At 41.9% G+C, this 13,051-nt stretch carries 10 protein-coding genes and 1 pseudogene; 4 read left to right on the top strand and 7 right to left on the bottom strand.

Features of this window, described 5'->3' with window-relative positions; all coding sequences use genetic code 11:
- Positions 1 to 11: 11 nt before the first annotated feature.
- Positions 12 to 1,712: a class I mannose-6-phosphate isomerase gene (locus tag BAU16_RS10960; RefSeq protein WP_161527078.1), complete on the bottom strand. Its 1,701-nt coding sequence runs from the start codon at positions 1,710 to 1,712 to the stop codon at positions 12 to 14.
- A 134-nt stretch (positions 1,713 to 1,846) separates the two neighbouring features.
- Between BAU16_RS10960 and BAU16_RS10955 the strand changes: the two genes are divergently transcribed.
- The 4 genes and pseudogenes from BAU16_RS10955 to BAU16_RS10940 form a co-directional block, all read left to right on the top strand.
- Entirely contained in the window at positions 1,847 to 2,569 is a 723-nt protein-coding gene (locus BAU16_RS10955; protein WP_161527077.1) for a GntR family transcriptional regulator, read from the top strand.
- A gap of 35 nt (positions 2,570 to 2,604) precedes the next feature.
- Entirely contained in the window at positions 2,605 to 3,201 is a 597-nt protein-coding gene (locus tag BAU16_RS10950; protein ID WP_161527076.1) for a class I SAM-dependent DNA methyltransferase, read from the top strand.
- 225 nt (positions 3,202 to 3,426) lie between these two features.
- Positions 3,427 to 4,356, top strand: a complete 930-nt coding sequence (locus BAU16_RS10945) for a cation transporter (RefSeq protein ID WP_161527075.1) — start codon at positions 3,427 to 3,429, stop codon at positions 4,354 to 4,356.
- Between the two features lie 53 nt (positions 4,357 to 4,409).
- Positions 4,410 to 4,652: pseudogene (locus tag BAU16_RS10940) on the top strand (helix-turn-helix domain-containing protein); the annotation flags it as partial.
- A gap of 96 nt (positions 4,653 to 4,748) precedes the next feature.
- Here BAU16_RS10940 and pknB read toward each other — a convergent pair.
- The 6 genes from pknB to priA are packed head-to-tail and all read right to left on the bottom strand — an operon-like array spanning position 4,749 to position 12,836.
- Positions 4,749 to 6,884 carry a Stk1 family PASTA domain-containing Ser/Thr kinase gene (pknB, locus tag BAU16_RS10935; protein WP_161527074.1) on the bottom strand — a complete coding sequence of 712 codons (2,136 nt, stop codon included), beginning with the start codon at positions 6,882 to 6,884 and terminating at the stop codon, positions 4,749 to 4,751.
- Positions 6,881 to 7,621 carry a Stp1/IreP family PP2C-type Ser/Thr phosphatase gene (locus BAU16_RS10930; RefSeq protein ID WP_137605932.1) on the bottom strand — a complete coding sequence of 247 codons (741 nt, stop codon included), beginning with the start codon at positions 7,619 to 7,621 and terminating at the stop codon, positions 6,881 to 6,883. The genes pknB and BAU16_RS10930 overlap by 4 nt, the downstream gene beginning before the upstream one ends.
- Before the next feature lie 15 nt (positions 7,622 to 7,636).
- Complete coding sequence (rsmB, locus tag BAU16_RS10925; RefSeq protein WP_137605931.1) at positions 7,637 to 8,992, bottom strand: 16S rRNA (cytosine(967)-C(5))-methyltransferase RsmB; 1,356 nt, start codon at positions 8,990 to 8,992, stop codon at positions 7,637 to 7,639.
- Complete coding sequence (gene fmt, locus BAU16_RS10920) at positions 8,985 to 9,938, bottom strand: methionyl-tRNA formyltransferase (protein WP_161527073.1); 954 nt, start codon at positions 9,936 to 9,938, stop codon at positions 8,985 to 8,987. The genes rsmB and fmt overlap by 8 nt, the downstream gene beginning before the upstream one ends.
- A complete protein-coding gene (gene def, locus BAU16_RS10915; RefSeq protein WP_161527072.1) occupies positions 9,931 to 10,422 on the bottom strand; it encodes a peptide deformylase in 492 nt (163 codons plus the stop codon). Before def ends, fmt begins: the two co-directional genes overlap by 8 nt.
- Before the next feature lie 11 nt (positions 10,423 to 10,433).
- Entirely contained in the window at positions 10,434 to 12,836 is a 2,403-nt protein-coding gene (gene priA, locus BAU16_RS10910; protein WP_161527071.1) for a primosomal protein N', read from the bottom strand.
- Positions 12,837 to 13,051: the final 215 nt, after the last annotated feature.

The raw sequence follows: 13,051 nt of genomic DNA, 5'->3' as shown, positions 1-13,051 counted from the left end.
CTAATCATCCTCTATCTAATGTACGCTTTCATTACCTTGCAAGGTTTATTCTCGTCATCTGGAGTGAGAATAAATTCCTTGATTGCCTCTGGGATAATGAACGTTTCCCCGTAAAAAACTTCAAACGGTTTAAAATCATCTTTTGGTGAAGTGATGATGATCCGCTCTCCTTCAACCAAATTAAGCATATTGACACTACCAGCTGTTGACTGAAGGATTGGTTTATCAAATGTCAGCCGACGAGTTTCGATAGCTTCTAATTCATGCAATCCTGTTTTTTCTTCTGTAAAAGTTTCTTCTTCATGAAGTATGGTGATTGCATTAAATAGTTCTTTTCTTGCAAATGTTTCATCGAACTTTTCATTGATAACATGTTTTCCATGATCAATAGCAATTGGTCGTGGCTTTCCGTCTAAATCCGTTCTTCCCCAATCCCATAGTTTAAAAGTGAAACGATTTGGTGTAGAGCTGATTTCTAAAACGACACAGTTTCTTCCGCTTGAATGAACCGTTCCCGCCGGAATCAACAAATGGTCATGCTTTTTCACCGGAAACTTGTTTACGAATTTTTCCGTATCAAAACTCCCTGATTCTTGTGCTGCCTCAAGGGAAGCAACCAACTTATCTCTCTCCGTTTGATCCTTCACTCCAAGATACACACAAGCATCGTCTTTACAATCCAAAATATAGTAACTTTCATCTTGAGTATACTTGGCACCAAATTTTCTATAGGCATAATCAATTGTCGGATGAACCTGTAAACTTAAATTTTGCCCATTCATTGTATCCAAGAAATCAAATCTAATAGGAAAATCTCGTCCGTATCTACCGAACACTCGATTGCCCAATAATTTTTCGGGATACATATTCACTAAGACCTGAGCCGGCATTTCAACTTCGATACCATTGATATTAGCAATAATACTATTTTCCTCTGGGACACCATCAAAACTCCAAGCAAGATTTATTTTATCTTGACCAACAGAAAATTTTTCCTGCATCCAATCTCCACCCCAAATTCCCGGATCAAAATAAGGAACCAAGCGAAATGGTTGTTTGGTAAATGTTAAGACCGCCGTTCTTAAATCTTCTGTTCTAATCAACTTAGGTCTGTCGCTAACTGTGGCATCAATATAATATTCACTCTTGTCTAACAAATAACTTCTTCTATAATCACCTGCAGGCCAATCAAAATAATACGCTCGTTTCAACTTCTCAGAGAAGCCTTCTTCTCTGTAGCCCATCCAATTGTTTAATCCTTTTTTATATCTTAGTTGAACCTCCCAACGTGTGATATCTGCATAAATAAGGGTATCATAGTGAATAATATCGGCTGCTCCCACGCCTATTACGATAACGTTTTCATCTATCGACTGAAGAAAGGGGTGCTCTTTAATTTTTTTGAAATCAAAAAACTCATTAAAATCCTTGTGGGAAAAGCGACCAAAAGACTGATCTTCTGTCAAATCATCCTGAATAATTGTAAAAATCTTTTGTTTTGAAAGAAACAAATTATCAGTATCAATCACTTTATACTCCGAGTAGTGTGTTTGGATTTCGTCAATAAAAATTTTTTTGTCTACTCCTGGATAGGTTTCAATGGCGATTCGTTTTCTATGCCCCATTTTCAATAATTCAGAAAAAATTGCTTTCTCTCCAATTGTTACTTCTAAAGATGTTGGTACTTCTACATTAGGACGTAATCTATACATAATTTTTCTCCTTGTATCTTTGTTATGACAATAGTATAATACTATCGTAAATCGCTTACAATATTATTATGTGTATATTTTTAAACCTTGATACATCTACATTTTCAGTTAATGTCATAACATTAGGAGGGCATATGAGAACTACAGCTGAACCATTATACATTCAAATTGCTGAAGAAATGCGACATAATATTCGCATCGGAAAATGGAGTGAAGGAAAAAAAATCCCTACAGAATTTGAACTTTGCGATGTTTTTCATGTTAGTCGAATCACTATAAGAAAAGCCGTTGAAGAATTAGTCCGAGAAAATCTGTTGACTCGAAAAAAAGCTGTAGGTACTTTTGTCAAACATAGAAAATTGCTTGATGATAGTCAAAATTATACAATTGTCAAAAGCTTTACTAAAGAAATGCTAGAATTAGGTATCCGCATTGAGACCTTAAAAGTGAATGTTATCGTTTCACATGCTGATTATACGATCGCTAACTTTCTAAAAATTTCACCGGGCGAAAAAATTATCATTCTAAAAAGATTACGTGGCATCAAAAATAAACCTATTGGGTACTTTATTACTTATTTCAAATATGAAGAGTTCTTTTCATTAGATATCAATAATTACAAAGAGTCATTTTATGAATACTTGAATTCACTGGGAATAAATATCACGAATAATAGTGAAGTTGTAGAAGCAATTCTTCCAACAAAAGAAATTTCAAGTATTCTAAAAGTCAGCAGCAGTACACCCATTCTAAGAAGATGTCGTTTTACTTCAGATGCGCATAACCATTTCTATGAATACACAGAATGTTATTATATCGGCAGTGAATACAAATACTTCATCGATTTTACTGCCTAACCCTATAAATAAAAAAACAAGATAGGAGTTATACCATGACCCAATCCATTTTTGATCACATAGCAGAAAACTACGATACACCTGACAGAATTGCACTCGCTAATGTAATTGCAAAAAAAGTTAAAGAGAATTTGAAAGAAACAACAGACAAAACCATGATTGACTACGGCAGCGGAACTGGCTTAGTCGGATTACAATTGACAGAGCAAGTCCACTCACTACTGCTTTTAGATGCTTCCGAAAAGATGACTAGCATTGCAAAAAAGAAGCTCGCACAGCAAAGTTTTCCTAACGTTCAAGCGCAAACGATTGATCTAACAAAAGAAAACAGTCCTGTAAAAACGGATATTCTTCTCGTTTCTCTTGTATTACTTCATATTCCTGACACAAAGCAGATTTTACAAAAACTTTATGATACTTTAGAAAACAACGGGCGTTTGCTGATTGTTGATTTTGTAAAAAATGAAGCAATTCAGCATCCATTAGTTCATAACGGTTTTTCTCAGGACGAATTAGAAACCCAGCTGCAATCAACTGGGTTCCACTCTATTCAATACGATGTTTTTCACCAGGGTGATTCTCTCTTTATGAATCAAGCTGCATCTGTCTTTTTGGCAGAAGCCGTAAAATAAAAAAGGCTGTTGAAATGACCCGCAAAAAAAAGTTGGACCAAAAAGCTAACTTTGGAGGGTTACTATAAATACAACTTTCCGAAGCTTCTATAAAACAAAATCATTTTTATTTACTATGTTTTTTAATAAAGTCGATTATTCATTCTATTTTAGATATTGCGAAGCTTCCTTTTCTATGTCAAAATGGTTATATGTTATTTAATTCATTTTTAGAAAGAGGTTCCCGTGTCTGAAAAACAAAACATCAAAAAATTTTTACTGCAATCGATTGTCGCTGGCAGTTTATATGGTAGCTTTGCCCTTGCCTTTGGTTTGCTCGCCCAGGCAAATGTCTTGCTTTTAGATGGTAGTTACACGCTAATTGGTGTGTCCATGTCCTTGATTACACTTTACGTTGCAAAATATATCGAGAAACAAGATTTTGACAAATTTCCTTTTGGTAAGGAATCCTTGATGCCATTGATTATCTTTGTCCAATATAGCATTGTTTTGGTCATTTCGCTTTACGGTGTCATGGGAGCGGTCAATACCCTGCTGCATCCCCCGCTTACCGCTAATTTGTCGGTTGGTTTATTTTTTTCCTTATTTGGAACTCTCTACTGTTTTGCTTTTTGGTCTCGTTTCAAAAATCAAAAAAATAGCCATCCCTTTTTTAAATTAGAGATGGAACAATGGCGTTTTGCTTTCTTTTTTAGTCTGGGAGTTTTTTCTTCTTTTCTTTTGTCTGAACTTTTTTCCCTTGTTGGTCTGTCTGCAATCGGTAGGTATATTGACCCTATTTTTGCTCTCTTGATTACTATTGCCTTTATCCTCAAAGCAATCCAAGAGCTGAAAAAAGCCATTTTGGAGTTAACTTCTGCTACACCAAAAAAAGTTCTGCGGGAAAAACTGCACCAGCTGATCGACAACCGCCTACAAAAAGAAGATATCGACTCTTACCTTTTACGAACTGCAAAAGTCGGCAATCAATTGATCGTTGAATTGGATGTAATCATTCAGCCTGATTCCTTTTTGGATACCGTGACTCAGCAGGATCATTTACGAAAAAATCTTCTTCAACTGGTGGAAACAGCCGCCGCTGATTGGAAGCTTTGGCTAAATGTCAGTTTTACCGCCGACGTCCGTTGGGCAATCGGAGAAGAAAAGGCAAACTGATCGACTAAAAATCCTTTTCACTGCCAGCTATCAAAAAATGAACACAGCAGCAGTTAGGAGAACTCGTCCACGTGTCAAAGGTTTCTATTTCGGGGTACGAACGGGGAGATCGCAGCCCAGACCGCGAAACGTTGACTGCCTTAGCAGACTATTTTGACGTGTCCATTGATTACTTGCTGGGACGGGAACAAACAAGTGATTTCTTTTCTGACAAGCAAAAAAAATCGCCAGCCAAATCGACGAAAATACCACAAAAGAAGAACTGGAAGACATTTTGGATTACATTTCTTTTGTAAAACAAAAACATGCGAACAAAAAACAGAAGCCGTGATTCTTCAACAAAAAAAGTGAAGCAACAACCGCACTTGATGCGACTGTTGCTTCACTTTTTATTACGAACCTGAAGAATAAATAATTTTTACTGTGGATCCTTTTTCTACAGAACCGCTTGCCGGCTCTGTTCGGATTACTTGATCTTTGGCAACAGTTGAACTTGCTTCGGTCGATTCCGTATATTTCAAACCCAACTCTCTCAAATAGGTTCGAGCATCGCTCTTGGAATATCCACTGATATCATCCAACGTGACTTTATTGGAACCGCTGCTGACAGTCAGTATGATCTGCGTATCGCCAATAACGACTTCCCCATTTTTATCAGGGGATTGACTGATGATGCTTCCTTCGTCGACTTTGTCACTGGCTTCTTCTTTGCGGGTAATCTGATCGTCTGAGATACCCTTGGCAGCCAGACTGCTTACCGCGCTTTCATACGTAGAACCAACATAATCCGGCATTTTGATTGGTTTTGGCGGTTCTTTTCCAAGACTCACAGTCAAGGTGATTTTCGTTTGCCCCGGAATTACTTCACTGCCGGCATTAGGTGATTGATCCATAATTATTCCTGCATCAACCGTATCGCTGTATTCTTCCTCTTGCTGAATCTGCCCTTCTTCGATTCCCAAAGTTGTCAACTCACTAACGGCATCCGAATAGCCGTATACTTGGCTGACAAAGTCCGGCATCTCCACCGGTTTTACACCTTGACTGATGACCAATGTCACCGAATCTTCTTTCGGTGACACCTTTTCTCCGGCCTCTGGAGATTGGCGAATGACTTTATCTTTTTCCACTGTATCACTGTATTCGTATTTTGGTTCGATGTTCTTTTCAGGAAAATCCAGATTTTTTAAATCCGTCAATGCCTCATCATAAGTCCAGTCCTCATAATCCTTCATTTCGATGGTTTCACTGCCGGAACTCAAATAAATCGTTACTTCAGTGCCTTTTTTCACAACATTCCCGCTGATTGGGTCCGTCTTGACGACTCGACCTTCTGCAACTTCATCACTGGCAATTTCTTCGGTTTCCGTTGCCGGGGTCAAGCCGACTTCCCGCAGTTTTTCCCGTGCAGCTGCTTCAGTAATACCGACTGTATCCGGCACAGCAATTTCCCGCTGTCCACCACTGGAAAGAAAGGCTACCAGTCCGCCAGCTAATGCCAAAATCAATAGAACGAGAAAAACCAATAACCATTTTCGTTTCTTCTTCGATTTTTTTGGTTTTTTTGATTCTTTCGATGGTTTCTCTTGTGGCTCTTCGATGTTTGGTTCCGGTTCTTTCGTGAGCATTTCATCAGAAATCGGTGTAAGTACTCGTGTAGCATCTGCCATTGCATGAGGCTGCCAACGAGGTTCATTCAATCGTTCCGGTGACAAGACGGTATCTAAGTCTGCACTCATTTCTTCTGCTTTTTTATAGCGGTCCGCCGGTTCTTTGGCGGTAGCATGCAACACAACATTTTCCAACGATTGAGGAATATTCGGATCATACATTCTCACAGAAGGAATTTCCTCTTGAAAATGCTTCAATGCGATGGTCACTGCGGATTCTCCATCAAACGGCACATTTCCCGTCAGCATTTCATACAAAATGATTCCGATAGCATAGATATCCGACTGACTCGTTGCCATACTGCCCCGTGCCTGCTCTGGTGAAAGATAGTGCACTGAACCCAACATCGTATTGGTTTGTGTAATTGAGGTTTCCGAGAGTGCAATGGCAATCCCGAAATCGGCGATTTTGATCACGCCGTCTTCATTGATCAGAATATTTTGCGGCTTCAAATCCCGATGGATGATTCGGTGTTGATGAGCCAATGCGATTGCAGACAAAATCTGCTGCATGATTTCTACTACGGTTAAATAGGGAATCGGGTAATGGGATTGAATATAGCGTTTCAAATCCATTCCTTTGACATATTCCATCACAAGATACTGCATTCCGTCTTCTTCGCCAACGTCGTAAACCGTGACGATGTTAGGATGGACCAGCTCCGTTGCTGCCAGCGCTTCTCGTTGAAAACGGCGAATCGCGGTCTGATCATTTTGGAAGTCAAAGCGCAAAACCTTGACTGCAACTTCTCTATCCAAAATCAAATCGTGGGCCAGATAAACATTCGCCATTCCACCACTGCCGATATTTCCAAGAATTTGGTATCGTCCACTTAGTTTTTTGCCGATTTCAATCATGGGCGTTCTCCTCCGATTTCAATCAACAATACCGTAATATTGTCGACACCACCGGCTGCATTGGCTTTGTCGATCAGCACTTGGATTTTTTCATCCAGCACTAAATCCGATGCCAAGACCTCCGTGATTTCTGCCTCGCTGACCATATTTGTCAGTCCATCTGACGCCAAAAGCAGGTAATCATCCACTGCCAAGAAATGGGTATCCACATCTACCTCGACCTCTCCCGGCATGCCGACAGAGCGGGTCAATACGTTTCTACGGGGATGATTTGCCGCCATTTCTTTGGTAATCTCCCCAGACTTCACCAGTTCGTTGACCAATGAATGATCTTCCGTCAATTGGATCAATTCTCCCTCTCGGAAAAGATAGACCCGGCTGTCACCGACATGACCTAACGTAAACTGGTCATCAAATAAAATGACTGCTACGACAGTAGTGCCCATTCCATTCATTTGGGGATTTTCTTGTCCCTTTTCAAAAATCGCGGTATTTTCAGCTTGGATTTTTTCTACCAGCCATTCTTCTGCGGTATCAGAATCCTTAATGCTTCCCTGTGCCCAAGCATCCCCTAACTCGTGGACTGCTTGTTTACTAGCAACATCCCCTGCCAAATGACCACCCATACCGTCCGCTAACAAAGCCAACGTATAGCCGGCTTTATTTTTGAATACGGCGGCGTAATCTTGATTGGTATTGCGCTTTTTACCAACATCGCTACGAAATCGAATTTCCATTGTGTTCACCTTTCGTTACTTTTTTCGAAGACAGCTGATAAAAAAGCCGTCCGTCATAAATTGCTGCGGATAAATCGTCAATAGATTTTCTTGAAGTGTCTCTCCAACGAGCTCATTGACAGCGACAGGAATTGACTCAAATTCAGGATGATCTGCCAAAAATTTAGCCACTACCTGCTGATTTTCTTCTTCTGTTACTGTACATGTACTATATACCAAAATACCGTTCCTCTTCAAGGTGCCGGAAACACTCGCCAAAATTGCCAGTTGGATTTTTTGCAGCTGCAGAAAATCTTCCGGTTTCTTATGGTATTTAATATCCGGTTTGCGGCGCATCAGCCCTAATCCAGAACAAGGAGCATCCACTAAAATCCGGTCAAAACTTTCCGGCGGGAACTGTTCATGGGCCTGCCGTGCATCCATCTTTTCCCCTACAACTACATCGTCAACACCTAAACGTTGCGCATTTTCTTCAATCAATTGGACCTTGTGCTGGTGAATATCCAAAGCAATTACTTCTCCACCCTGTTCGTGTTCCAAAAAAGTGGCAATATGGGTTGTTTTTCCTCCCGGTGCCGCACATGCGTCCAATACTTTGTGGTGAGGCTGCAATTGCAAAGCTGGGGCAACCAGCATCGAGCTTTCATCTTGTGCAGTCAACAATCCTTCATGAAACAAAGTACTTCCTGCTAGATAGCCTTTTTCTGCAACCACGCCATAGGGAGAAACCACGCTGTTTTTGGCGATGATTTCTTCTTCAGCCAAATTTTCCAACACCGCTTCTCTGGAAATTCTCCGCAGGTCGACTCGGGCACTGACATGACTTGGGGTAAATAAAGATAAACCTAAACGACGGGTTTCTTCTTCACCCAGCTGTGCCACAAATTTTTGAGTCAACCATTTCGGCATACTGATTTCTGTCGCCAAGCGTTGGATTGGGTCAGAAATTTCAGAAATATCTGCGACTCCTTGCCGCTGCACATTTCGTAAAACAGCATTGATAAATTTGCTCACCCCGACACTGCCTTTTGCTTTGGCGATTTCTACTGCTTCATTTAAAATCGCATGGCTGGGCACTTTATCCAGATAAAGCATTTGATACAAAGATAGACGCAGCAGACGTTGAACCCACGGCTCCACTTTTTTTGCATCTTTGATAAATTTTTTTAAATAAAAATCCAATAAAAGCTGACGGCTGATGGTTCCGTAGACTAATTCTGTCAATAAACGACCATCTTTTTCATTCAAGCGACCGTTTTTGATGCCCTCATTGATTAGCAGATTGGAATAGGCACCACCTTTTTCCACCCGTTCTAAAATCTGCAATGCCGTGTACCGAACGGAACGTTTTACTTTGGGGGTTCTAGCCATTGACAACGCCTACCTTCTTGCCGACGGTAGCGGTTTGCCCTACCCCATTTAAAAATGCCTGAATGGTTTGTTTGGCTTTTCCTGCTGGCTGTAACTCATTGATTGCTAAAACCGTCTGCTTCCCGCAGGCGATCCAAAGCTGTTTTTTGTCACGATAGATAATCGTTCCCGCTTCGGCTTCTGTGGTTTCTTCCAGAGGCGTGACTTGCCATAATTTCCAGCGGGTATTTTCAAAAGTAGTAAAGGCAATCGGCCACGGACGCATCCCACGAACCTGCTGATCAATCTGGGTTGCCGTTTTTTGCCAATCAATGGCTTCTTGTTCCCGAGTGATATTCGGCGAGAAAGTGACCTGACTTTCTTCTTGAGGGATTTTTTCCAGTTTCCCGGCTATTAATTGTGGCAAAGTTTCCAACAAAAGATCCCGACCAACGAGACTTAATTTGTCAAACATTGAGCCCACATCATCTGTTTTACTGATAGGAATTTCTGCTTGGGCGTAAATTCCGCCGGCATCCATTTTTTTGATCATTTCCATGATCGTCACACCAGTTTTTTCTTCCCCATTGATGATGGCATAATGAACTGGCGCCCCGCCACGATATTTTGGCAGCAAAGAGGCATGAACGTTGATCGCACCAAGGCGGGGGATCTGCAATAATTTTTCTGGTAAAAATTGTCCGAATGCCGCCGTCACGATCAGATCTGGCTGCAAGCGGTCGATTTCCGCCATTTCCGGTGAACCGGAGATTTTTTCTGGCTGCAGTACTGGAATACCGTGTCTTAACGCCGCTTCTTTTACGGGAGGCGGTGTGATGGTTTTTTTGCGCCCGACTGGACGATCTGGTTGGGTAACGACCGCTAAAATTTCATAGCCCTCTGCCACCAAACCATCTAAAATCGGCACGGAAAAGGCGGGGGTGCCCATAAATACAAGTTTAGTCATTTTCATGTTCCTCCATGTATTGGTCTAATTCACTTTCAGGAATTTTGTCGATTATTTTTTCCGTAAAAAGAATTCCGTTTAAATGATCGATTTCATGCTGCATCGCCCGTGCCAAATAATCAAAGGCTTGGACCTCCATCTCGTCCCCTTCGCGATCGTAATAACGGACAGTGATCTCTGCTGCCCGCTCAACGGTTCCATACACATGGGGAATACTCAGGCAGCCTTCTACGTCAATGGTCGTGCCGTGGCTTTCAATGATTTGAGGATTGATTAGTTCAAAACAATCTCCTTCTTCGACTTCCACCAGAGCAACTTGAATCGTTTTTCCTATCTGAGGTGCGGCAATGCCGACACCATCATGAGCCACCATCGTTTCATAAAGATCATCTAATAAATCTACCAGCTCATCCGTGATGGATTCAATTGGCTGACAGGGGGTCTTCAACCGCTTATCCGGCTGAAGAATAATTGGGTATCGCATGGACTGCTCCTTTAAATAAAGTGTAGGGGTTCTTTGTCAATAGTCACCAAAAGTCCTTGTCGTTGTTCCTTCTGACTGACTGTCAAAATCTTCTGCAAGGCTTGGGCTAGCTTGGGTTCATTTTTGTACTTGATAATCAATTGGTAGTAGTAGCGGTTTTTCACCCGCAGAATCGCTCCCGGAGTTGGTCCCAACAGAATGCTTTGGTTCCCAACTGTCTGCTGAATCTCCCGAGCGATTTGAAACATCTTTTGTGCCGCCTGTTGTTCTTCTTCATGACTGGCGGTAAGTTTCACCGTGAAATAAAATGGCGGGTAGCCGCCACGATGACGAACGATCATTTCCTGCTGATAAAAAGTTTCATAGTCTTGAGCCTGCGCCAACTTGATTGCATAGTGCTCTGGATTAAAAGTCTGGATAACTACTTCACCGGGCTTTTGTGCGCGACCTGCCCGACCACTCACCTGCGTCAACAATTGGAATGTCCGTTCACTGGAACGAAAGTCTGGCAGATTCAATGCGGTGTCTGCATTTAAGACACCCACCAAAGTCACTTCCGGAAAATCCAATCCTTTCGCAATCATTTGAGTGCCTAATAAAATATCGGCTTTTCTTTCACCAAAAGCAGCTAAAATTTTCTCATGGGCGCCTTTGCGCCGAGTCGTATCGACATCCATTCGCAAAATCCTTGCTGTTGGAAAAACATCTTTTAGTTCTTCTTCCACCTTTTGGGTGCCGGTTCCATAGTAGCGAATCCGATCTTCGCCGCAATTTGGGCAGCGGTGAGGAATTCGTTCTTCATGCCCGCAATAGTGACAGCGCATGGTCTTGGTATCCATATGAAGTGTCAACGAGATGTCACAGTTCGGACAAGGCAAAACAAAGCCGCAATCCCGGCACATGATAAACGAAGAATAGCCTCGCCGATTCAATAGCAAGATCACCTGTTCTTGGTTTGCCAAACGTTGGTTGATTTTTTCCTTCAACGTCAGCGAAAAGGAACTGGTATTTTTCTTCGCAAATTCTTCCCGCATATCCACCACTTCAACCGTTGGAAGATTGGCTGCCGGATTTGCCCGCTGGGTGAGAGTTAGCAATTGGTAGACTTTTTTTTGCGCCCGTGCCCGCGATTCCAATGATGGAGTAGCACTGCCCAAGATGACAGGACAATGATGGTAGGCTCCCCGCCAAATAGCTAATTCCCGCGCGTGATACCGTGGGGTTTCTTCCTGCTTGTAGGTAGCTTCATGCTCTTCATCCACAATAATGACACCAATATTTTCTAGGGGAGCAAAAACGGCTGAACGAGCTCCCACAACGACCTGGGCTTCTCCTCGTTCAATTTTCCGCCACTCATCATACTTTTCTCCTTGCGACAAACCGCTGTGTAAAACAGCAACGGCATCTCCCAATCGACTTTTGAAACGGTGAACCATTTGTGGCGTCAACGCAATTTCCGGTACCAGCATGATTGCCGTCTTTCCTTTTTGCAATACTGAAGCGATGGTTTGCAGATAAACCTCGGTTTTTCCGCTACCGGTGATTCCTTCCAACAAAAAAGTTTTGGCTTCGCCTTGTGCTTCAGCACTCAGCACCGCTTGAACAGCGTATTCTTGTTCTGCATTTAGTTGTAACGCCGTCGTTTTTTGAAACTGATGGTCGCTGAAGGGGTCCCGGTATTCTTCCACTTCTTCAAATGCCAACCAGTGATTTTTTTGTCCTTGATTTAATTGAGCGGTCGAAATTCCAGCTTCCGTAAAAAAGGTGACGGGAAGTAATTCCTTTTGCTCCGCTAAAACCGTCAGCAACTGATGCTGACGAACAGCGGTTTTTCGCAAGGTTGTTTGATGAGCCGCCGCTTCTTTATGATCCAACAAGCTGCGAACCATTCGTCTGGTCTTGACGTTATTTTTCTTTTTGACTAAATATTGGATATCAACAATTTGTTTTTCCCGTAAGCGCATCAGTGCCGGCAAAATACCTTTTTCCTCTGCTGCTGACCACGAAATAACCCTCTCTTCCCCAAAAAAAGAGTTTGCCGTTTCATTGTCTTCCGCCAATAAAACGATTTGCTTTTCATAAGAGGCCTTTAAAACACTAGGCAGCATCGTTTGCAGGCAGGTGATTTTAAAGGCAAATGTCGTTTCTTTCATATAATCGGCTAATTGCAACAGCTCTGTGTTCAAAACCGGTGCCAAGTCTAAAACCCGAATGATGGGTTTCAACGAGTCCACACGATCAGAGATGGTTTTGTTTACTACAAAGCCTTGAATATGTCGATTGCCATTACCAAATGGAACTTCCACACGCATGCCCACTGTCACGACATCCGCTAGTTCATCCGGAATGTAATAGGTAAATGGTTGATCGGTCTGCATCGTTGGTACATCAACAATGACTTCCGCTAATTCCATGCATGGGTCCCTCCTTGTTAATTAGTGATGTTTCTTTGCTTTTTGACTCTTGCTTTTGCGGTTGTTCCTCGTCCAAAACTTGGTCCACGCAAAGCATCTTGCTCTATTTTACTAGAGAAATGGTCCTTTGTCTGTAGCTTGGCGCGGCTGAAATAAAAACTTAATTTCCCTTTTTGCACAAAAAAGAAAGATGAAAGCCAGTTTCAGCTTTCACC

Origin of the sequence: Enterococcus sp. JM9B (assembly GCF_009933265.1) — a bacterium.
GTDB lineage: Bacteria > Bacillota > Bacilli > Lactobacillales > Enterococcaceae > Enterococcus_C > Enterococcus_C songbeiensis.
The sequence above is the reverse complement of the archived record's forward strand: the minus strand, read 5'-3'. Positions and strand labels throughout refer to the sequence as shown.